Genomic DNA, 22,023 nt, shown 5'->3' with positions numbered 1-22,023 from the left:
GACCCAACTGCATCTGCTCACCTTCTTCGCGGCGAATAAATTTAGTAAAAAATCGTCTCAGGGAACGGGTATAATTTCCAGAGAATTCTTGGCGGAAAGCGAATATGAGAAGAATACTGACAGCAATGGGCGTCTCCGCCATTTCCCGGGTATGCTATCTGCGCGATCTGGCGGCGACGGCGCTTACCGTTTTTCTGGTAAGCCGCCGCCGCGAAACCTGGAAACGGACCGTCCGGGACGTCCTGGCGCGCCAGATCCTCTTCACCGGAGTGGAAGCTTCCCGGTTCGTCATCTTCATCGCGCTGCTGATCGGGGTTTCGGTGGTGGTGCAGGCGCAGCTCTGGTTGACCCGGGTGGGCCAGTCGGCCCTGCTGGGACCGATTCTGGTGGCGGTTCTGATCCGGGAACTGGGGCCCCTGCTGGTCAACTTCATCGTCATCGGCCGCAGCGGGACCGCCATCGCCACGGAGCTGGGGTCGATGAGCGTTTCCGGGGAGATCAGGCTCCTCGATTCCCTGGGATTGGATCCGATGATCTACCTGGTCTGGCCCCGGGTGGTGGGGGTGACCGTCTCCGTCTTCTGCCTCTCGGTCCTCTTCGTGGCGTTTTCCTTCGTCAGCGGCTTCGTCAGCGGCCTTTTCCTGGGAGGGGGGCAGGAATCGCCGCTGGTCTTCGCCCGCAGCGTCTTCAAGGCGATCACGCCCGCCGACGTCACCAATTTTATCTCCAAGTCGTTTTTCCCGGGGGTGCTGACCGGGACCATCTGCTGCCTGGAGGGGATGAGCGCGACCAGCCGGCACGAGATCCCCATATTCGCGACCCGGGCGGTGGTGAAATCGGTGACCGCCCTCTTCCTGACCATGGCCGTCATTTCGGTTCTGACCTATGCCTGAGCCGCGGGCACAAGAGACGGTCCCGGTTCTGGAACTGCGCGGAGCCTGCTGCCGGGGCGACGGCCGCCCCGGCACCTCCCTGGAAGGGGTCGACCTCCGCCTTGTCCCCGGCGAAGCGGCCCTGATCACGGTGGGGCGCGGGGTCAACCTCGCCCGCTTCGTCCTGGCCGACCTGGCCCAGGGCTTGGTCCTCGCGTCGGCGGGAGAGGTGAGGTTCCGAGGGCGCGACTGGGCTGAGGCCGACCCTTCGGAATCCAGCCGCCGGCGGGGGGAGACGGGACGGGTTTTCGCCGCCTCGTCCTGGATCAGCAACCTCAACATCGACGAGAACATCACCCTGGCCGCGCGCCACCATACCGGCGAACCCCCGGCGGCCGTCGCCGCCGCCGCCGCCGAGCTTTCGTCACGGTTCGATCTGCCCCCCCCGCCGCCGGTTCGCCCGGCCGCGGAGGCCGCCGAACGCCTGCGGCGCTACGAATGGGTTCGGGCCTTCCTGGGCCGTCCGCGTCTCATACTGTTGGAAAACCCCTTTTCCGGGGTTTATAGTGAACACCGGGGGATGTTCCACTCCGCCGTGGCCGGCATGCTCGGGGATGGGGCGGCCGCGGTATGGATAACGGACGAGCCCGCGACCCTCCCGGAGCCCGGGACGCTGCCTTCCCGGAGTTACCGGCTGGAGGGGACGGCTCTGGTGCTTCAGGATTGACGATGGGGGAACGACAATGGCCCAGAAGTTCAAATTCCGTTACGTCAACGAGATCGTAGGAGTCTTCGTCATCCTCGTCCTGGCCCTGCTGGCGGCCGGGATCTACTTCGCCGCCAACGCCCAGAAGTGGTTCGAGCCGGTCACCAAATACCGGGTGACTTTCCCGGAGAGCGGTTCCTACGGTCTGGTGCCCGGCGCCCGGGTCGAAATTCTGGGGACGACGGTGGGGACCGTCCCCGACATCTCCGTGGCGGAAGACGGGAGCATGGAAGGGAAGATCGAGATCCGGGGGGACTTCGTCCGCTTCATCCGCAAGGATTCGCAGGCGGTCATCCGCAAGGCCTTCGTGGTCGCCGGAGACGCCTACATCGAGATCACCCGGGGGAAGGGGGAACGTCTTGCGCCGGATTCCTTCATCCCCTGCCGCCGGGACAAGGAGATCACCGAAACCCTCCAGTCCACGCTCGAGGAGATCCAACTTCAGGCCCGGGACGTCATGGAACAGGCCCGGATCACCCTCAAGGTCTACGCCGAACTGGGAGAGGAGGCGGGGCGCCCCGACGGCGACATCATGCAGTTGATCGCCAACCTCCGGCGCATCAGCGCGTCCCTGGCCGAGGGCGAAGGCCCGGCGGGCGCGGTCCTGACCGATCCGGAGATGGCCGCCCAGGTGAGGGAGATGGTGGCCGACCTGCGGGAGATCACGGGGAAGCTGAAGCAGGCGGCGGCGCCCCTGCCGGGGATGGTCGAAACCATATCCGGCGAGGTCGACGACGCCCCGGGCACCGTCCTGCAGATGCGCGATTCCCTCGACGAGGCCCGCCGGCTCCTGGAGGCGGTGCAGCGCCATTGGCTGATCCGGAGCTACGTCGAGCCCAACCCCCGGGACCCCGGGCTCCTGGGGCCCGGGGCCCTGGATCTGGAAGAATCCCCGGGAGACGGCCGATGAAGGCGCTGGGGGCGATCCTCCGGGCGGTCGGCTGCGTCCTGGCCGGCGCCGCTTTCGTCGGCTGCGGCTCCACCCCCGACCCCGGCCCCCCGCTCGATTCCGAGTACGCGCTTCTGGCCCGGAGCGCCGCCCGCGCCTATGCCGCCGGGAACCGGGATTACGCGGAGCGGCTCTACCGCCGGGCCCTGGACCGGGCGTGGTTGACGGACAACCCCGCTTCGGTGACGAATGCCGCCGCCAACCTGGCGCTCTGCCTGTCGGCGCAGGGGGCTTCGGGCGAAGCCCTGAAGCTGATCGACGAGTCGCTGATCGAGTCGGAGCGCCTGGGCGGACCGCCTCCGGCCCTGCGCCTGATCGAAGCGGCAGTCGCCCTCAAGGCCGGGGAGCCGGGCCGGGCCACCGCCGCTCTGGACGCGCTGGAAGCGGGCGCCGGGGAGCCCACCCCCGAGCAGCGCGAGGAGACGAAGCTGCTGCGGGTGCGCATACTCCTGGAGAGCGGCGCCCCTCCCGGGCCGGTCTGGGAAAAGATCGAAGTCCCGGGCCCGGACTCGCCGCTGCGGTCCGAGTACTGCGCCCTGGCCGCGCGGGCGGCGGCCGCCGGCGGAAGGTGGCCCGAGGCCGCCGGGTTTTGGGACGAGCGGGCCGAGCGGCAGCGCCTGGAGCGCGATTACGCGGGGATGGCCGCGACCCTGACCCGGTCCGGCGAAGCCTGGCTCCGGGCGGAGGACCCGGGGCGGGCATCGCAGCGGTACTACCGCGCCGCCCGCAGTTTCGCCGCCGCCGGCCGGGGCCGGGAGGCCCTGAGAGCGGCCGCGGCCGCGCTGGACGCGGCCGAAGCGGCGGGTTCGGCGGAAGGCCGTCTCAGGACGGCGGCCCTGGCGGTGAAGATCGCCGGGGGTCTTTCTCGAACGAACGACAGCAACCAGCAGGGGGTGCAGGAATGAAAGGGCTCATAGTGGGCGGCGCGCTTGCCGCCGCGGTTCTGTCCGCGGGCTCGGCCGCGGCGGACTTGCTCAACATCCAGGTGAGGGAAGCCCAGATCAGGGAACGGCCCTCGTTCCTGGGAAAGATCGTGGCCACGCTCAACTACGGGGACCGGGTTTCGGTCACCGAGGAAAGCCAGGGCTGGTCCCTGGTCTCCCTCCCGGGAGGGAGGAAAGGCTGGGTCCACTCCTCGGCCCTGACCGACGAAGAGATCGAGATCAAGGCGGGCGGGAGCAACGTGGGCACGGGGGCCACGGCGGACGAGCTGGCCCTGGCCGGAAAGGGGTTCAACTCCGACATCGAAGCCGAGTTCAAGGAGCGAAACCGGGAGATCGACTTCACCTGGATCGACCGGATGGAGAAATTCGTCGTCACCCCCGAGCAGATGGAGCGGTTTCTCCGCGAAGGCGGCGTGACCATGATCGGGGGAGGTGCTCGATGAAGGCGCCGCTGCGTTTGCTGGCGGTCCTGGCGGCCGCGGCCCCGCTTCTGGCGGGCGGATGCAAGGCCCTGGAAAGCCTGGGCGACGTCGGCGCCACCGTGGGGGAGTCGACCGGGACCATGAGCCCCGAGCAGGCCGAATCCCTGCGGCGCAGTTCCAAGGCGGTGGCGAAGACCTTCGAGGACATCACCCCCGAGCAGGAGTATTACATCGGCCGGGCGGTGGGGGCGACGGTCCTCAGCACCTACTCCGTCTACGACGACTCCGATGCCAACCGTTACCTCAACGAACTGGGGCAGACCCTGGCCGCGGCTTCGGATAAGCCGGAGACCTTCGGCGGCTACCATTTCCTCCTCCTCGACACCGACGAGATCAACGCCTTCGCCGCCCCCGGCGGGTTCATCTTCATCTCCCGGGGCATGGTCGGCCTCTGCCGGAACGAAGACGAGCTGGCCGCGGTGCTGGCCCATGAAATCGGCCACGTCCAGAACGAGCACGGCCTCAAGGCGATCAAGAGCGGCCGCCTGACCAGCGCCCTCAACATCCTGGCCGCGGAGTCGGCGCGGTCCTTCGGGGGAGAGGAACTGGCGGAACTGACCGACGCCTTCGAGGGAAGCATCGGCGACATCACCTCCACCATGATGAACAGCGGGTATGCCCGTTCCGCCGAGAGCGAGGCCGACGCCAGCGCCATCGTCATCCTGAAGCGGGTCGGCTACGATCCGCGGGCCCTGGCCAGCATGCTCGCCCAGATGGATAAAGAGGTCGAGCCCGGGGACCTCGGCTTCGGAAAAACCCATCCGGACCCCGAGGATCGGATCGAGGACATCAAGAGCGAGCTGGCGGCGGTTCCCCCGGTTTCGCCGCCGCCGGTGCGGCGGAAGCGCTTCGAAGACTCCATGGGCGGGGTTTGACCCCGGGAAGAGGACGTCGGGTGGCGGGAGGGAAACGGAAAAAACTCGCGGCCGGGTTCCTGATCGGACTGGCCGGGGGGGCGCTGGCCGTCGTCCTGGAAGCGGCCGGCCCCCTCCAGCGTTGGGAAGACGCAACCTGGGACTGGCGGGAGCGTCTGTTTGCCGCGCCGTCGCCGGCCACGGACCGCATCCGACTGGTCCTGCTCGACCAGAAGAGCCTGGACTGGGGCAAGAACGAGAACGGCTGGGCCTGGCCCTGGCCCCGCGAGGTCTACGGGGCCGTGCTGGCGTTTCTGGGACGCTCCGGAGCCCGGGTGGCGGCCCTCGACGTTCTCTACACCGAGCCCTCGGTCTGGAGCGTGGGGGACGATCTGCGCCTGGTCGAAGCCGTCGCCGCCGGCCAACCTCCGGTGGTGGGGGCGCTCTCCCTCTCCCGGGACACGGCGGCCGCCTCCGTTTTCCCCGAGGGTCTGCCGGGGGTGCCGCTGAGGGGCGAAGGCTGGGAAGCGCTCGCGGCCCGTTCCCGGCCGCGGTTCCGGTCGGCGACGATCCCCATCCCCGAGTACGCCGCGGCCTGCCGGCTGCTGGCCAACGTCACCGAGTTCCCCGACCAGGACTCCGTCTTCCGCCGGGCGGCCCCGGTTGCGTTCCTGGGCGGGGAGCCGGTCGCTTCCCTGGGGCTGGGGGCCTATCTGGTCCCCGTTCCGGAAACGGTCCCGGCCTACGCCGCCGGGGTCCTGCGGCTGGGGGAGGCGCGGATACCGCTGGACGGGGAGGGCAAGGCGGTTCTGCGCTACCCGGGAGGAACTGAGGTCTACCGCCCCGTCTCGGCGGCGGCGGTGATCCGGTCCGAGGCCCTGATCCAGGGAGGGGAACCGCCGGAGCTGGATCCGGAATTTTTCCGCGACCGCTACGTTCTCTTCGGTTTCAGCGCCGGAGGTCTTCTCGACCTGAGGGCGACGCCGGTATCTCCGGTCGCTCCCGGCGTGCTCGTCCACGCGGTCATGCTCGACAACCTGCTGGCGGGGGGGTTCCTGCGCGAAACTCCGCCGGCGCTGACCGCCGCCGGATCGATCGTCCTGGCGCTGATCGCCGGTCTCCTCGTTTCCCGGTCCCGCAAAGCGTCCCGGAGCGTCGTCGTCTGCGCCGTCGTGCTGCCCCTTCCCTGGATCGCCGGGTTCGCGGCCTACCGGGCGGGCTACGTCTGGCCCATCGTCGCCCCGGAAGCGGGGGCCGTTCTCGCCCTCTTCGGGGGCATGGTCTACCGCTACGCCACCGAAGGCCGGCAGAAGGCCTTCATCAAGAGCGCGTTCCGGCATTATCTCAGCCCCGAGGTGGTGGAGAAGCTCCTGGAGGACCCGGGGCGGCTTACCCTGGGCGGCGAGCGCAGGGAACTGACCATCTTTTTCTCCGACCTCCAGGGATTTTCGACGTTTTCGGAAAAGCTCGGGCCGGTGGAGCTGACGGGGCTTCTGAACGACTATCTTTCGGAGATGACCGACATCATCCTCGAAGAGGGGGGGACCCTGGACAAGTACGAGGGGGACGCGATCATCGCTTTCTGGAACGCTCCCCTGGAGCAGGAAGACCATGCCGTTCGGGCGGTGCGGGCGGCGGTGCGCTGTCAGGCGCGGCTCGACGGGATCCGGGAGACGCTGCGGGAGCGTTACGGGGCGCTTCTGAAAATGCGCATCGGTCTCAACACCGGGGAAGTGGTGGTGGGAAACATGGGTTCCCGGGAGCGGTTCGACTACACCGTGCTCGGCGACGCCGCCAACCTGGCTTCGCGCCTGGAAGGGGCGAACAAGGCTTTCGGGACCTTCATCATGGTCTCGGCCTTCACCTGGGAAAAAACCGGCGGGGTCTTCCCGGGTCGGGAACTGGGAGACCTGCGCGTGGTCGGGCGGCGCGAACCCGTGCGCGTCTACGAACCCCTGGGCGACACCGGCGCCGCCGCCGCCCCCCGGGCGGAGGCCTTTGCCCGGGGGCTGGAACTCTGCCGGGCCGGGGATTGGGCGGGGGCGGCGGGGATATTCGAAGGGCTGCCGAACGATCCGGCGGCCGCGGTCTACCTCGCCCGCTGCCGCGAACTGGCCTCCGGGAAAGGGGCCTGGGACGGGGTCTGGAATTTAGAAAACAAGTAACGGGGAAAACCATGAAAGTGCGGATCTACGGAGTACGGGGCACCAGTCCGGTCACCGGGGCGGAGTACATGCTCTACGGGGGGGAGACGACCTCCATCCTGGTGGAGGGGGGAAAGGGGGAGGCCCTGGCCCTCGACGCCGGGTCGGGGCTCAGGGAAATGGGCGCGGCCCTGGCGGAAGGCTCCCGCGACCAGGTTCTCATCCTCCTCACCCACTACCACCTCGACCACCTGATCGGGTTCCCCGCCTTTCCGCCCCTGATGCGGGATGACTGGGAGATCAGGGTGGCTTCCCCGCGTCCGGGCGGGTTCGGGGTCGCCGAAGTCTTCTCCCGCTTCCTGGCCCAGCCGTTCTGGCCGGTCTCGGCCACGGCCGCCCCGGCCCGGGTCGAGTTCATCGATCTTCCCCCGTTGGGACTCGACGCTCCCCTGGAGTACGGCGGCCTGCGGGTGCGCTGGGTCCCGGTCCACCACCCCGGGGGAGGGTTCGCCTACCGGGTGGAAGAGCCCGCCACCGGCTCCAGCTTTCTCTTCGCCACCGACTTCGAGTACGGAGAGTCCTCCCCGGAAGAGAAGGAACTGTTCCGGAGCCTGGCCACCCGGGGGGGGTACCCGGACCTGGCCCTGATCGACGGAGCCTACAGCGAGGAAGAGTACGAAGTCCGGAAAGGGTGGGGGCACAACACCTGGGATGGAGCCTGCGCCCTGGGCCAGGTCATCGGCGCTCGCCGGACCATGATCATTCACCACTCTCCCGAGAGCGTGGACGAGATCCTCATGGCCCGGGAGCTGGAAGCCCGGGAGCTTTTCCCGGGCGCGGCTTTCGCCCGGGCGGGGATGGAGTTCGAATTGAAAGGGGGGCGCCATGAGCCTGCTCGGTAAGATCGTCGTGCTTCTTTCCGGCCTGGGAGGGTTCGGCCTGGCTTTTCTGGCCGCGGCCGCGATCACGGTTCTGGTCCGCCGCAAAATCCGGGCCGGCGCCGGGGTGGTCTTCCCCCTGGCCGTGCTCCTCGTCAGCTGGCCTCTCTTCCGGGCCGTCCTCCCCGGCTGCGGCATCGTCCCGCCCGCCCCCTCCTACCGGGCGGGCTGGTACCTCTTCTGGGCTACCCTCCTGGCCGTCAACCTCCTGGAGATGCTTTTGCTGCGTTCCTTCTCGATCCGGGGAAAGGAGTTCCCGGTCCCGGCCCTGCTGCGGAACATCATCCGGGTAGTGGTCCTGGTCGGCGTTCTTTTCTGGATCATGCGGGTGATCATGGACATCGACATCTCGCCCCTGCTGGCCTCTACCGCGCTGGTAACCGCGGTTATCGGCTTCGCTCTCCAGGGAGTGCTGGGAAACCTCCTGGCGGGGATGTCGCTGCACCTGACCCGCTCGGTGGTTCCGGGCGACTGGGTGCGGATCGGGGAGAGCGAGGGGAAGGTGATCATGACCAACTGGCGCGAAACCAGGCTGCGTACGGTGGGAGGGCATACCGTCATCATCCCCAACAGCGTCGTTTCCTCCTCCGAGGTGCGCAACCTCTCCATCCCCACCCCCCTGCGGCGGCACGAGATCGACGTCGGGGCCAGCTACTCCGACGCTCCCGGGGAAGTGATCGCGGCCCTGCTCAGCGCCGTCCGGGCGGTTCCGGAGGTGATGAAGCGCCCCGCGCCCACGGCTTACGTCACCGCCTACCAGGACTACGGCATCAACTACGTGCTCCGTTTCTGGAGCAACCGCTACCAGGACCGGGTCCCCATCGAAGGGGACGTCTGCCGGATGATCTGGTACGAGTTCAAACGCAACGGGATCGAGATTCCGTTCCCCATGAGCGACAAGCTCCTCAACGACTTTATGGCCGTGGTCTACCGGCAGCGGACGATGCCCCCGGAGGACGCCGACCTGCGGGCGACCGCCCGGGACCTGGCCCGCAGCGACCTGGCCTCCCTCCTGCTCGACGGGGCCGGGCGCCCCGTGGTCGGCGAGGAGGCAGCCGCCGCCCTGGCCCCCCTGCTGCGTCGGCAGCGCTACACCGACGGAGAGGTGCTCTTCCGCCAGGGGGAGGAAGGGGATTGGTGCCTGATCATAACCTCGGGGACCCTGGCCTGCCGGATCGAGTACGACGGCAAGGAACCCCTCGATTTCGAACTCGGTCCGGGGGCGCTGGTGGGGGAGATGAGCCTGATCACCGGGCTCCCCCGCACCGCGACCGTGACCGCCCGGGGCGAAGCGGCGGTGCTGCGCTTCGGCTCCGACGCCTTCGCCGCCCTCCTGGGGATGGACGAGAAGATCCCGGGGCTGTTGGCCGACCTGGTCGAAAAACGCCGGTCCGAGAACGCCCAGGCCCTGGCCGGGCTCAAGGACATCGGAGAGAAGATCGTTTCGGAGTCGTTGCGCCGGGAAAACGTGTTCAAACGGCTGCAGCGGTTCCTGGGGCTGGGCCGGAGCGGGGCTCCGCGTTCCCGTTCGCCGGAGTGATCGAAAAGGAGGAAGCATGCACTATTACCGGGACGTGATGGCGGCGGCGGGTACGGGCATCGACGCGGTCGGGGTTCTGATCATCGTCGTCGGCGCCCTGGCGGCGACCGGGCGCTTTCTCTTCCGGCGGCGCAGCGCCGACGAGGGCTACAAAATGTACCGCCAGGACCTGGGGCGGGCCATCCTCCTGGGGCTGGAGTTCCTGGTGGCGGGCGACATCATCCGGACGGTGGTGGTCGCTCCCACCCTGGCCAACGTCGTCACCCTGGGGCTGATCGTACTGATCCGGACTTTCCTGAGCATGGCTCTCCAGATGGAGGTCGAGCATCGTTGGCCCTGGCAGGCCAAGCCCGCCTCCGGCCCGGAGGATACGGGAGCAGAGAGCATAGAGCATGGAGCATAGGGCATAGAGAAAAACCCCTCCGCCACGAACCCCCTAGGGTTCAGGGTTCGGGGTTCAGGGGCAGGAATAGAATTCAGGAGTCAGAATTCAGTATTCAGTAGCCCTGGGGGGAGCAGAGAGCATAGGGCACGAGGCCACCGCCGGCCCCCCCTAGGGTTCAGGGTTCGGGGTTCAGGGTTCAGGAAGGAGGAGTCCACAGACCTGCCTGCCGGCAGGCAGGTTTACACAGATAAGGAGAGGTTTTTGGGGGGAGCAGGGGGAACGGGATATCGGAGGTCATTGCGAGGAGCCGGGGCGACGAAGCAATCTCGGGGGGGTAGAGGGAGGAAACTGAACCACAGGTCACAGAGATTTTAGAGAGGATTAAAGGCGGGGTGAAAGTGTCTCGGTGGAGATAGTGGGAGCACTCCGTTATTTCCCAATCTGCGTAATCTTAGTTCGGCCATGAAGGGCATGAAGATCATGAAGGGGAGAGGGTTAGCCACAAAAGGCACAAGAGGCACAGAGGATTTAAGGGGATGAATACGGCCTGGGAATGCCGGGCTCTATGCTCTATGCCCCCCCTGAACCCTGAACCCTGAACCCTGAACCCCTGAATCACCCCCAATCAGAGTTAATCAGAGTAATCAGGTGCAAAAATTCCAGGGCCGAGTCGGCCGAGGGAAACGGCCTTGGCTGCGGCCCGCGGAAAACCGCAACATCGGAGGCGCGGTGTGAATGTAGTGCAGATCGTGTCGATCGGTTTCGAGGTCCTGGTCGCGTTGCTGGGGCTGTCTCTGCTGGTCCACAAGAAAAAGACCTGGGGGGCGGGTCTGACGCTGACCTTCGCCGTGTATGTCTTTTATGACCTGTCCCACCTCTTCTCCTTTTCCGTCAGCCAGGATTTTCTGAGGATCTGTTTCTTCGTCGCCTCTCTTTCCATTCTCTGGGCGGTCTGGCGGATCTACAAGGAAGTTTGATCCGGCTTCGATACGCCTTTCACAGGTAGGGGGAAGGGAACTGAACCACAGAGGTCACAGAGGGGGAAAGAGGGGGTTCAGGGGAAGAGAAGCATGGAGCATAGGGCATAGAGAAAAACCCCTCCGCCATGGACCCCTTAGGGTTCGGGGTTCAGGGTTCAGGAAGGAGACGCCCCCTCCTCGGCCTCTGGGGGGAGCATAGAGCATGGCGCATAGTGCATAGAGAAAAAATTCTGAATCCTCTTTCTCTCATCTGTGAAACCTGCCTGCCGGCAGGCAGGTTTGTGGACCCATTAAGGGGACTAGGCGGAGGGCCTGAACCCTGAACCCTGAATTCACCCCCCTAATCAGAGTTAGTCAGCGTAATCAGGCGCGGAGTTCTCCAGGGACGGAGGCGGGGGCGCCGGGGTGGGGGGGGGCGGAACCAGGGTGCGGTTGAGAGCGGCGGCCAGCCTGACCCCGGCGACGAAGAGCCGGCGCATGATCAGCGGCCGGGCCGCCCGGGCCCAGACGCCGGAAAGTTCCGGGCGGCGGGTGCGCTGGCAGGAGCGGGCTTTTTCCAGCAGAGGGTAGGCGAAGTCCCGGGCGAGAACGTGGGACTCGACCATCCAGTCGTAGGGGGAACCCGCGGCGGCGCGCTCCCGGAAGCCCGGGGTGCTCAGCTCCCACAGGCGGAGAGCGAAAAGCTCGGGGGACCGGTCCCGGAACCCGCTGAAACGGCTGTCCCAGACCGAATGGTAGTTGGTCCGGGACCCGTCGAAGAAGACGACCACGGTATTGCCTCCCCGGTCTTCACCGGCGGCGCAGTGCATGGGCTGATGAATATCGCCCACGAAATGGACCACGAACTTGAGTGCTTCGGCCCGCTTTTCGGTTTCAAGGGTCCAGTCGCCGGCGCGGCGCAGCTGCTCCTCGAGGGCGGTGACGACGTTGCCCTCGTCGGCCTCGTACACGCTGAAGCCGGGCTCGCTATCCCGAAGCGGGTAGTTGACGTAATGCCAGGGACCGGTTTCGCGGCGGGCGCGTTTGATCTCGTCCGCCCAGTTGGCCACCTGGCTGAGGCGTACGCCGGGGCCGAGGAGGAGATCGATCTGGCGGCGCGCCGCCGGGAGCAGGGCCAGTTCGGCCACCTCCCCGCAGACCTGGTGCTCCCACGATCCCCAGGAGAGGGCGGAGGAAGGCAGGAGGAAGGAGAAGACGCCCAGGAGCAGGAGAGGGACCCCCGGAATTTTCCTGAGCGCGCGCATGGCATACTATCGGACAAAGATCCCGGGAAGGAAAGAGCAAAGACCTCGGTTCAGTCGAATACCACCGTCCGGTTCCCGAAGACCAGGATCCGGCGCTGCAGGTGATGCCAGACCGCCCGGGCCAGAACCGTTTTCTCCAGGTCCCGGCCTTTGCGGATCAGGTCGGCGACCTGGTCCTTGTGGGAAAGATGGATCACGTCCTGGGCGATGATCGGGCCCTCGTCCAGCTGCGCGGAAACGTAGTGGCTGGTCGCCCCGATGATCTTCACCCCGCGTTCGTAGGCGGAATGGTAAGGCCGGGCGCCGGGAAAAGCCGGGAGAAAGGAGTGGTGGATGTTGATGATCCGGTTGGGGTAGCGGGCGACGAAACCGCCGGAGAGGATCTGCATGTAGCGGGCCAGGACGATGAAATCGATCCGGTTGCGCTCGAGCAGCTCCAGCTCCGCCGCTTCCTGCCGGGATTTGTTGCCGGCGTCGACGGGGAAGCAGTAAAAATCGATTCCGAAGCGCCGGGCCACGTCTTCGAGGTCGGGATGGTTGCCGACGATCAGGGGGATGTCGACCCGCCATTCCCCGGCTTGTCTGCGGGCGAGCAGATCGTAGAGGCAGTGGGGAAGGTGGGAGACGAAGATCGCCATCCGGGGGACGTCCTCGGAAAAATACAGGCTCCAGACCATGGCCAGCTTGGCCGCCACGGCGGTTTGAAACGTTTCGGCGATCCGTTCCGGGGGGATGGTGAACCCTTCCAGCTCCCACTCCACCCGCATGAAAAACGTTCCGGAATCCCCGTCCACGACTTCGTCCAGATGGACGATGTTGCCGCGATGCTCCTGGATGAAGCCGGTGACGGCGACGACCAGCCCCTGGCGGTCGGGGCAGTGAATGAGGAGAACGGCGGATCGGCGGCGGTTCATGGCGTTTCTCCGGGTTCGGGTTCGGCCAGCCCGTAGGGGGCCAGCACGTCGGCGATGAAGCCGACCACCCGTCGCTGGGCCTCGCGGCCGTTGCCCGCGGCGGGGATCGGGGCTCCGAAACTGAAGACGATCGGCCGGTCGGGCCGGACGCGCCCGCAGTCCTTGAGCACGCGCCCGGGGGCCCACGCGTCGGTCTTGATGGCGACGGGGACCACCGGGACCCCGGCCCGGGCGGCCAGGCGCACTCCGATGGTGTTGAAGGCTCCCGGATCGAAGCGGTCCCGGCGATGGGCCTGAGGGAAGATCACCACCGCCCATCCCTCGGCGAGAAGGGCTTCCCCGCGGGACATGACCGTCTTCAGGTCGAGGCGCGGATTGGTTCTTTCCACCGGGATGGAGCGCATGAAGGCGAGGATCCGGCCCATCCCCGGGTAGCCCATGAGTTCCCGCTTGACCACGAAGCTCACCCTCCGCCAGGGCCAGATCAGCCAGGGGAGGGTGACGGTCTCCAGGGTGCTCATGTGGTTCCCGATGAAGACGCAGGGGCCGGGCAGGCCGGTGAAGTTTTCCAAGCCGTCGATCTCGAGACGGGCGCCCACGGCGAGCATCGCTTCCATCGGGCGCCGGCAGGAAAGGACGAACTCCCGGTCGGTCAGACCGGGCTTGCGGGTCAGCCGGGCGGTGGCCGCGATCGCCTCCGCCAGGCGTTCGAGGAAGTAAACGGTGGGGAACTTCCGTCCGAACCGCGATGGGGGGCGCTCCGGGATCCGGTAGACGTCGTCGAGCCCCTTCTCCATGAGCTCTTCCTCCCGGCTCATGGTTCCCGGGCGTCCAGCAGCCGGGCCAGGGCCCGCAGCGGGTCGGCCTCGGTGCCGAACTCTTCCAGGACCCGGGCGCATTCGCCGACCAGCCGGTCGAGTTCGTTCCGGCAGCCCTCGGCTCCCAGAAGGGAGGCGTAGGTGGGCTTGGACTTGGAGGCGTCCTTGCCCGGGGTCTTACCCAGTTGTTCGCGGTTTCCGGTCACGTCCAGGAGGTCGTCGCGGATCTGGAAGGCCAGGCCGAAGCGCGAGCCGTAGTCGCCCAGGGCCCGGAGCCGGGAAGGGGCCGCACCGCCGGCGATTCCGCCCATCACCACCGCCGCCCGGAGGAGGCTCCCGGTCTTGTAGCGGTGGATCGTCTCCACGGCTTCCAGGCCGGCTTCCGTTCCCTCGGCCGCCATGTCCGCTTCCTGCCCCCCGCAGATCCCCTCGCTGCCCGCGGCCGCGGCCAGGGCGGCGACCAGGCGCCGGACCGTCTCGTCGGCCAGGGGAGCCCGAGCCAGGACGGCGTAGGCCGCCGAGATCAGGGCGTCGCCGGCCAGGAGGGCGGTGACTTCGCCGAACCGGACATGACAGGTGGGAAGGCCCCGGCGGAGGTCGTCGTCGTCCATGCAGGGGAGATCGTCGTGGATGAGGGAGTGGGCGTGGATCATCTCCACCGCGCAGGCGGGGGCGACGGCGTCCTCTTCCCGGCCCCCCGAGGCGGCGGCCGCCGCCAGGCAGAGGATGGGACGGATGCGCTTGCCCGGTGCGGTCAGGCTGTAGAGCATGGCCCGATGCAGGCGCTCGGGGAAGGTCGTAGGGGCGGGCATGGCTTCGACCAGGGCCCGGTCGATCCGGGCCGCCCGCTCGGCGAGGTAGGTTTTCAGGGCCGCGGAGTCCATGGCTGCAATAATAGCCGCCGCCGCCGCCGCCCGCCAGAGGAAAGGACCCGGGGATAGAGCTTGCCTTCTTCGCGCCGATCGGGTATCAAGACATAAGTCTCCAGGACGGATCGAAGGCAAGGAGCGACCGATGCCCACCTATGATTACCGATGCCGCGACTGCGGGCACACGTTCGAGGTTTTTCAGCCGATGACGGCCCGCAAGCTGAGGAAGTGCCCGATCTGCGGCGGGAAGCTGGAACGTCTGCTCGGCACCGGCGCGGGAATCATCTTCAAGGGGTCGGGCTTCTACGCCACCGACTACCGCAAACCCGGCTACGGCGAGGCCAAGAAAAAGGACGCCGCGCCGGCGAGCGTTCCGGCCCCGGACGCTTCCAAAAAGAGCGCTAAGAAAGAATCCGGGGATTAACCCGAGGAGCCGAGGCGGCGTTTGTCCGCGGGAACGATGCCAGAGCAGGTCCAACCGGAAACGACGCCTCCTCCTCCGCCCGCGGATTCCGGGTGCGCCCTGCGCCTGGAGGGAGTGACCAAGACCTACCTGATGGGGGAAGTCGAGGTCCCGGTCCTCCGCGGGGTCGACGCCGAGATCCCCCGGGGGCGGATCAGCGTGGTTCTGGGGGCTTCCGGTTCGGGCAAAAGTACGCTGTTGAACATGATCGGAGGCGTCGACCGCCCCACCGCCGGCCGGATCTGGTTCGACAAGGAAGAGATCACCGGCTACTCCGAGGCGGCCCTGACCCTGTATCGGCGCGAAAACGTCGGGTTCGTCTTCCAGTTCTACAACCTCATCCCCACGCTGACCGCCGCCGAGAACGTCGACGTCGTCGCCGACTTGGTCCGGGACCCGATCCCCTCCCTGAAAGCCCTGGACCTGGTCGACCTCCGGGACCGCGCCGGGCATTTCCCCGCGCAGCTTTCGGGCGGGCAGCAGCAGCGGGTCTCCATCGCCCGAGCGCTGGCCAAACAGCCCCGGCTGCTGCTCTGCGACGAGCCCACCGGCGCCCTCGACCGGGAAACCGGGGTCAAGGTCCTCTCCCTGATCCAGGACCTCAACCGGAAATTCTCCACCACCACCGTCATGATCACCCACGCGCCCGCCATCGCCGAACTGGCCCACTGCGTCTTCCATCTCCAGGACGGGAAGATCGTCAAGGTCGACCGTCGGGACAGTCCGAAAGAGGCCGACCGGCTGCAATGGTGAGACGGGCGGCAGGCCGGGGAAGAGGGTGAGGATTCTCGACCGCAAACTGCTCCGCGACCTGGCTTCGAGCTGGCGGCTGCTAAGCGCGGTGGTGGCCATCCTCGCCGCCGGGATCGCTTCCTTCGTCTCCATGCTCACCGCCTACGCCAACCTGGAAAAGTCCCGGGCGGCCTACTACGACGCCTGCCGGATGGCGGATTTCTGGATCGAGGTCAAAAAGGCGCCGGTGCCCGAGGTCGCCCGCCTGGCCTCGCTCGATGACGTCGCCCGGGTCCGCACCCGGGTGACGGCGGCGGTCCGGGTCGTCATCCCCGGCGCGGACCGACCCGTCGGGGGGTTGCTGATGTCGATGCCCGAGGAAGCCGGCGCGGCCATCGACGATATCGTGGTCAGGTCGGGAAGCTACTTCACTCCCGGGGTCAGCAACCAGGTCATCGTCTCCGAGAAGTTCGCGGACGCCCGGGGTCTCGGACCCGGGGACACGCTGGACCTGATCGTGGCCGGACGGCAGCGGTCCCTGCGCGTGGTCGGCACCGCCATCAGTCCCGAATTCATCTACCTGACCGCCCCGGGCACCCTCATGGACACACCCGGCGCCTACGGGGTGTTTTTCGTGAAGCGCTCGTACGCCGAGGATACTCTCGACTTCGCCGGTGCCTGCAACGGCGTCGTCGGCATTTTCCGGCCCGGTTCGGGTCCCGGGGAGAGGCGCCTGGCCCTGAAGGAACTGACCGCGCGCCTGGAACCGTACGGGGTGTTTTCCTCGGTGACGCGCCGCAACCAGTTTTCGAACATGATGCTCTCCTCGGAGATGCAGGGGCTCCAGAGCCTCGCCACCATCCTTCCCCTCCTCTTCCTGGGGGTGGCCGCCCTCGTCCTCAACGTCCTCCTCTCCCGGATGGCCCAGCAACAGCGGACGGTGGTGGGGACGCTCAAGGCCCTGGGCTACGGGAACCGGACGCTGCTGGGCCACTACCTGCTTTTCAGCGTGGTGGTGGGGCTGGCCGGGGGAGTCGCCGGCTGCCTGATCGGACACGCCCTGGGCAGTTCGCTGACCGGGTACTACCGCAACTTCTTCACGTTCCCCATCCTGATCGACGACGTCTATCCCGGGCTCTGGGGGCTGTCCTGGGGGATCGCCCTCCTGTTCGCGGTGCTGGGCGCCGCGCGGGGGATCCGCAGCGTGGCCCGGTTGGAGCCGGCCGAGGCCATGCACCCGCCCCCGCCCGCGGTGGGGGGAGCGATCGCCCTGGAAAAAATCCCCTCGTTCTGGAACCGGCTGACCGCGCTGCAGCGGGTGACGGTCCGCAACCTTTTCCGCAACCGTCTGCGGACGGCGGGAGCGGTGGTGGCCGGCGCCCTGGGGGCGTTCATCCTCCTGCTGGCCCTGGGGTTCGTTGATTCCCTCGACTTTTTGATCGATTTCCAGTTCGACAAGGTCATGCGCGCCGATTTCCACCTGGGCCTGCGGGACTACCGGGGAGGGGGCGCGCTCCTGGAAGCGGCCGCCCTGCCCGGGGTGGCGGCGGCGGAGCCGGTCTTCAACCTCGACTGCACCTTCTTCAACCGCAACCACTCCAAAAAAGGGACGATCGCCGGCATCCTCCCCGGGGGGAGCCTGACCGTGCCCTGCGCCGCGGACGGGCGCCGGGTGCTCGTCCCCCCCTCGGGGCTGCTGGTTCCCGAGCGCCTGGCCGAGCAGTTGGAGGTGAACGCGGGGGAACGGCTCGCGGTCGTTCCCGTCCGGGGCGCATCCGGGACCGTCTCCCTGCCGGTGGCCGGGATCATCAGGAGCATGCTGGGCCTGACCGTCTACGCCGATTATTCCTACCTCAACCGGATCATGGGCGAAACCGGCGCCATGGACACGATCGAGATCAAGACCGACGGTTCCGAGCCGGAGCGCCGGGAGTTTCTCCGGGAGGTGTCGGCGATGCCGGAAATCGAGGGAGTGGGGGACACCCGGGCCGAGAAACTGGTCCTCTCCCGGCAGTTCAGCCAGGGGATGATGACGATGGCGGCGGTGATGATCGTCTTCGCCGCGGTCATCTTCTTCGGCTCCATCCTCAACGGTTCGTTCATTTCCCTGGAGGAACGGCGCAGGGAAGTGGCCACCCTGCGGGTGCTCGGCTACACCCCCCGGCAGGTGGGGGCGCTTTTTTTCCGCGAAAGCCTGGCCACGAACATGGCGGGGACGCTGGCGGGCATCCCCCTGGCCTACCTGGGCATCGGGGCGATGATGACGTCCTTCCGCAACGACTTCTACGCCTTCCCGGCGGTGATCTCGCCGATCTCGGTAGTCTACACCGTGGTCCTGGCCGCGCTCTTCGTGTTTATCTCGCAGTGGGTGGTCATGCGCAGCATCAGGTCGATGGATTGGGTGGAGGCGTTGAGCATCAAGGAGTGAACCCGGGCGAACGCCCGGATCGAGCGTCAAAAAGAGGAGGAAGCGTCATGAAAAAGAAAGGCGGCCTGAAAATCAAGCTGGGCGCCGCCGTCGCGGTGCTGATCGTTCTCGCCGTGGTCCTGGGAAGGGGGAAGGGCGCGCCGGTCCTGACCGCCGCGATCGAACGCGGCACCGCGCGCAGCTACGTCGAGGAGAGGGCCCGCACCTCCCTCCCCGACATCTGCAAGCTGACCATGCCCCAGCCGGGCCGCGTCCTTCCCATCACCCTGGAGGAGGGGGACGCCGTGACCCGGGGCCAGGTGGTGGCCCGGCTCGACAATGCCGACCTCCTCGACGCCCTCAAGGAGGCGGACGCGGTCGTGCAGGCGATGGCCAACGTGGTCGCGGCTTCCGAGGCCCAGGTCCGCGCCAGCCGGACCCGGACCGATTACCTGAAATGGCTCTGGGAGGCCATCGACCGCGTCTACAAGAGCCAGGTCGTCAGCCAGAAAATGGAACGGGAGGCGCGGTCCGCCTACCTCCAGGCGGCCATGGACACGGAAGCGACCACCGCCGATTCCTTCGCCTGGAAGGCGCTCGACTCGGTCAGCCGGCTGCTCCCCATCTACGTGAACCGGAGCCTGAAGCGCACCGTTCTGGAGTCGCCGATCGACGGAGTGGTCCTCAAGCGCTACGTCCGGGACGAGACCGTGCTGCAGCCGGGGGAGCCGCTGCTGGAGATAGGCGACCTCTCCCGGCTCCAGGTCACGGTAGAGGTCCTGACCGAGGACGCCGCCCGGATCGAAGCCGGCGACGAAGTCGAGATCTTCGGGGAGACGGTGGGGGAGAGTTCGCTGCGGGGAACCGTTCTCCGGGTCAAGCCCAGCGGTTTCACCAAGCTCTCCTCGCTGGGAGTGGAGCAGCAGCGGGTCGACGTCGTCGTCGCCTTCGCCCCGGGGGAGCTGCGGCGCCTGGAGAAAGACGGGCGGCGGCTGGGGAACGGGTACCGGGTCCGGGTCCGCATCTACACCGCCTCCGCCGCCGGGGTCCTGCTGGTTCCCGGCACCGCCCTCTTCGGCGGCGCCGGCTCCGAGCGCGAGGTCTACCGGGTCGAAGACGGCCGGGTCCGGCTGACCTCGGTGGTCACCGGCATCGGCAACGCGGATGAAGTGGCGGTGCTGAAGGGGCTCAAGGAAGGCGATGTGGTGGTTCTCGCCCCCGACTCCTCCCTGACCGACGGCGCCCGGGTCGCTCCCCGCCGCAAGGGAGATGAACGGTGAAGCGCTTCCCGGCTGTGACCGTCGGGGCGGGAAAAGAAAGGTCCGCGTCCCGGCCGCCGAGGAGGGTATCGTGAAGACCGCCGAAGATCTCCGCCGGGACCTCCGGCGGATCGACCGCAAGCCCTACGGCTTCTACAAGGATCTCAAGGGGGTCTACGACTTCGGGTCCTTTCGCCTCACCGTCGATTACGTTCAGCCCGACCCCTTCGCCCCCCCCAGCCAGGTCGCGGCCCGGCTCGCCGCCGCCGAAGCCGGGTTCCCCCCCGAACTCCACTCCACCCCGGTCCGTAAAACCGCCCTGGAGGACTGCCTGGTGCGCTACTTCCACCGCCGGGCCCCGAAGGCCTCGGAGGGGCGAAGCGGCACCGGTCACAGCGGCAAGCTGGCCATCGACCGGCCGTCTCAGGAAGTGCTTTCCCGGACGGCGATGGTGATCGGGCCCGACTTCGTGGAAGCCCGCTTCGTGGTGGGGCTGCCGGCGCGGGGGAGGACCATTCTCGGCCGGGAAGCGGAGGAGATCTTCATGAACCAGATCCCCGGCCTGATCGACGCCGTCCTCCGCTACCGCAACCTCGACCCCGAAGCGCTCCGGCGCTTCGTGGAACAGGCCGAGGACGCGGATTTCGTCCGGAGCCGGCTGGGCGACCGGAAACTGGCCGCGTTCGTCGGCAACGGCGCCCTGCTCCCCCGCGCCAGCGGGATCGACGACCGCCCCCTGGCCGCGGCCAAGGCGGTCCTCTTCCAGGCCCCGCCCGAGCTGGAGGTCGCTTTCGACTGCCCCAACCGGGGCGAGGTCAGGGGAATGGGGATCCCGGAAGGGGTCACCCTGATCGTGGGCGGCGGGTATCACGGAAAATCCACGCTCCTCACCGCCCTGGAAAAAGGGGTGTACAACCACATCCCCGGCGACGGACGCGAGCTGGTCGTCACCGCCGCCTCCGCGGTCAAGATCCGGGCCGAGGACGGCCGCGCGGTCGCCGGCGTCGACATCAGCCCCTTCATCAAAAACCTTCCGCTCAAGCTCGATACCCGGGACTTTTCCACCCAGGACGCCAGCGGCTCCACCTCCCAGGCGGCCAACATCGTCGAGGCCCTGGAAGCGGGGGCGCAGGTGCTTCTGGTCGACGAGGATACCTCGGCCACCAACTTCATGATCCGGGACGAGCGCATGCAGGCCCTGGTGGCCTCGGAGAAGGAGCCGATCACCCCCTTCCTCGACCGGGTCCGCCAGCTCTACCTGGAGCGCGGGGTCTCGACCGTGCTGGTCATGGGGGGGAGCGGCGACTACTTCGACGTGGCCGACACCGTGATCATGATGGACGAGTACCGGCCCCGGGACCGGACCGCCGAGGCCAAGCGCATCGCCGCGGACTTCGCCACCCGCCGGGCCCGGGAAGGGGGGGAGCGCTTCGGTTCCATCCGTTCCCGTATCCCCCTCCAGCGCGGCTTCGACCCCCGCCGGGGGAAGCACGAGGCCAAGGTCGGCGCCAAGAGCCGGGGCCAGATCGCCTACGGCACCCACTTCATCGACCTCTTCCAGGTGGAGCAGCTGGTCGACGTCAGCCAGACCCGGGCCATCGCCGACATCGTCTACTACGCCCAGAAGCGCTACATCGACGGGCGCCGCACCCTGGCCGAGATCCTGGACCTGGTCGAGGCCGACCTGGACCGGGAGGGGCTGGACGCCGTCTCCCCCTACCTGCGGGGGGACCTGGCCCGTCCCCGCCGCTTCGAGATCGCCGCCGCCATCAACCGCCTGCGCACCCTGGTCTGCCGCCAGGATGTAGGGGAGGGGGCAGAGAGCAGAGAGTAAGAGGCCGCCGCCGGCCCCCCCTAGGGTTCAGGGTTCGGGGTTCAGGGTTCAGGGTTCAGGAAGGAGGCGCCCCCGTCTCGGCCTCTGGGGGGAGTATAGAGCAGAGAGCATAGGGCATAGAGGCCGCCGCAGGCCCCCCTAGGGTTCAGGGTTCGGGGTTCAGGGGAAGAATTCAGAAACTAAGATTACGCAGATTAGGGAAGGGTCCACAGACCTGCCTGCCGCAGGCAGGTTTCACAGATTGGGAAACGGTAGGGTGCTTCCACTAGCCGCCGCTGGGCATCTTCAGGGCGCCCCTTTTCCCACTTGTGCTCGCTTGTGCCTCTTGTGGCTAATCCTCCCTCGGCCCCTGGGGATTTTTGCACCTGATTACTCTGATTGGGGAAGAATTCAGAATACAGTATTCAGAATTCAGTAAGAAACATCCCCGCCTAGGCCCCTGGGGGGAGCAGAGAGCATGGAGCATAGGGCATAGGGCATAGAGAAAAACCCCTCCGCCACGGACCCCTTAGGGTTCAGGGTTCGGGGTTCAGGAAGGAGGCGCCCCCGCCTCGGCCCCTGGGGGGGAGCATAGGGTACGGGTTCAGGACATAGGTAACAGATTAGTCTCAGGACATAGGTGACACTTC

At 67.4% G+C, this 22,023-nt stretch carries 20 protein-coding genes; 16 read left to right on the top strand and 4 right to left on the bottom strand.

Annotated features, from left to right (window positions below):
• Positions 1-104 precede the first annotated feature (104 nt).
• The 11 genes from PLZ73_05600 (at position 105) to PLZ73_05550 (ending at position 10,851) form a co-directional block, all read left to right on the top strand.
• Complete coding sequence (locus tag PLZ73_05600) at positions 105-893, top strand: ABC transporter permease (GenBank protein ID HOO77347.1); 789 nt, start codon at positions 105-107, stop codon at positions 891-893.
• Positions 886-1,599, top strand: coding sequence for a hypothetical protein (locus tag PLZ73_05595; GenBank protein HOO77346.1), 714 nt, complete (start codon positions 886-888; stop codon positions 1,597-1,599). Before PLZ73_05600 ends, PLZ73_05595 begins: the two co-directional genes overlap by 8 nt.
• A 16-nt stretch (positions 1,600-1,615) precedes the next feature.
• The gene (locus tag PLZ73_05590) at positions 1,616-2,548 is read left to right on the top strand and encodes an MlaD family protein (protein HOO77345.1); all 933 of its coding nucleotides are present in this window, start codon (positions 1,616-1,618) and stop codon (positions 2,546-2,548) included.
• Positions 2,545-3,492, top strand: a complete 948-nt coding sequence (locus PLZ73_05585) for a hypothetical protein (GenBank protein ID HOO77344.1) — start codon at positions 2,545-2,547, stop codon at positions 3,490-3,492. The genes PLZ73_05590 and PLZ73_05585 overlap by 4 nt, the downstream gene beginning before the upstream one ends.
• Positions 3,489-3,974 (top strand): SH3 domain-containing protein, encoded by a 486-nt coding sequence (locus PLZ73_05580; GenBank protein ID HOO77343.1) that lies wholly within the window; start codon positions 3,489-3,491, stop codon positions 3,972-3,974. Before PLZ73_05585 ends, PLZ73_05580 begins: the two co-directional genes overlap by 4 nt.
• Entirely contained in the window at positions 3,971-4,888 is a 918-nt protein-coding gene (locus tag PLZ73_05575) for a M48 family metallopeptidase (GenBank protein HOO77342.1), read from the top strand. Before PLZ73_05580 ends, PLZ73_05575 begins: the two co-directional genes overlap by 4 nt.
• Positions 4,889-4,908: 20 nt before the next feature.
• A complete protein-coding gene (locus PLZ73_05570) occupies positions 4,909-7,032 on the top strand; it encodes an adenylate/guanylate cyclase domain-containing protein (GenBank protein ID HOO77341.1) in 2,124 nt (707 codons plus the stop codon).
• Positions 7,033-7,043: 11 nt separating this feature from the next.
• A complete protein-coding gene (locus tag PLZ73_05565) occupies positions 7,044-7,913 on the top strand; it encodes an MBL fold metallo-hydrolase (GenBank protein ID HOO77340.1) in 870 nt (289 codons plus the stop codon).
• Positions 7,897-9,489: a mechanosensitive ion channel gene (locus PLZ73_05560; GenBank protein ID HOO77339.1), complete on the top strand. Its 1,593-nt coding sequence runs from the start codon at positions 7,897-7,899 to the stop codon at positions 9,487-9,489. The genes PLZ73_05565 and PLZ73_05560 overlap by 17 nt, the downstream gene beginning before the upstream one ends.
• Positions 9,490-9,505: 16 nt before the next feature.
• Entirely contained in the window at positions 9,506-9,892 is a 387-nt protein-coding gene (locus tag PLZ73_05555) for a DUF1622 domain-containing protein (protein ID HOO77338.1), read from the top strand.
• Positions 9,893-10,605: 713 nt separating this feature from the next.
• Positions 10,606-10,851, top strand: a complete 246-nt coding sequence (locus tag PLZ73_05550; protein ID HOO77337.1) for a hypothetical protein — start codon at positions 10,606-10,608, stop codon at positions 10,849-10,851.
• A 353-nt stretch (positions 10,852-11,204) separates the two neighbouring features.
• Here the strand turns inward: PLZ73_05550 and PLZ73_05545 are convergent, their stop codons facing one another.
• From PLZ73_05545 to PLZ73_05530, 4 genes are read right to left on the bottom strand one after another with little or no spacing between them, the layout of a single operon-like run.
• Positions 11,205-12,098, bottom strand: a complete 894-nt coding sequence (locus PLZ73_05545; GenBank protein HOO77336.1) for a S1/P1 nuclease — start codon at positions 12,096-12,098, stop codon at positions 11,205-11,207.
• 50 nt (positions 12,099-12,148) lie between these two features.
• Entirely contained in the window at positions 12,149-13,012 is an 864-nt protein-coding gene (gene purU, locus PLZ73_05540) for a formyltetrahydrofolate deformylase (protein HOO77335.1), read from the bottom strand.
• Entirely contained in the window at positions 13,009-13,809 is an 801-nt protein-coding gene (locus PLZ73_05535; protein HOO77334.1) for a lysophospholipid acyltransferase family protein, read from the bottom strand. Before PLZ73_05535 ends, purU begins: the two co-directional genes overlap by 4 nt.
• A 17-nt stretch (positions 13,810-13,826) precedes the next feature.
• A complete protein-coding gene (locus PLZ73_05530) occupies positions 13,827-14,714 on the bottom strand; it encodes a polyprenyl synthetase family protein (GenBank protein ID HOO77333.1) in 888 nt (295 codons plus the stop codon).
• Positions 14,715-14,844: 130 nt separating this feature from the next.
• Between PLZ73_05530 and PLZ73_05525 the strand changes: the two genes are divergently transcribed.
• The 5 genes from PLZ73_05525 to PLZ73_05505 all read left to right on the top strand — a co-directional run bounded on the left by PLZ73_05525 (position 14,845) and on the right by PLZ73_05505 (position 21,394).
• On the top strand, positions 14,845-15,123 hold the full coding sequence (locus PLZ73_05525) for a zinc ribbon domain-containing protein (protein ID HOO77332.1): 279 nt from the start codon (positions 14,845-14,847) through the stop codon (positions 15,121-15,123).
• Positions 15,124-15,159: 36 nt separating this feature from the next.
• Positions 15,160-15,915, top strand: a complete 756-nt coding sequence (locus PLZ73_05520) for an ABC transporter ATP-binding protein (protein ID HOO77331.1) — start codon at positions 15,160-15,162, stop codon at positions 15,913-15,915.
• 25 nt (positions 15,916-15,940) lie between these two features.
• On the top strand, positions 15,941-18,322 hold the full coding sequence (locus PLZ73_05515; protein ID HOO77330.1) for an FtsX-like permease family protein: 2,382 nt from the start codon (positions 15,941-15,943) through the stop codon (positions 18,320-18,322).
• 47 nt (positions 18,323-18,369) lie between these two features.
• Positions 18,370-19,581: an efflux RND transporter periplasmic adaptor subunit gene (locus PLZ73_05510; protein HOO77329.1), complete on the top strand. Its 1,212-nt coding sequence runs from the start codon at positions 18,370-18,372 to the stop codon at positions 19,579-19,581.
• 70 nt (positions 19,582-19,651) lie between these two features.
• The gene (locus PLZ73_05505) at positions 19,652-21,394 is read left to right on the top strand and encodes an ABC-ATPase domain-containing protein (GenBank protein HOO77328.1); all 1,743 of its coding nucleotides are present in this window, start codon (positions 19,652-19,654) and stop codon (positions 21,392-21,394) included.
• Positions 21,395-22,023: the final 629 nt, after the last annotated feature.

The sequence above is a fragment of the bacterium genome (assembly GCA_035380285.1).
Classification (GTDB): domain Bacteria; phylum Auribacterota; class Erginobacteria; order Erginobacterales; family DAOSXE01; genus DAOSXE01.
Note: the sequence above shows the minus strand (reverse complement) of the source record. Positions and strands in the feature narration are given on the sequence as shown.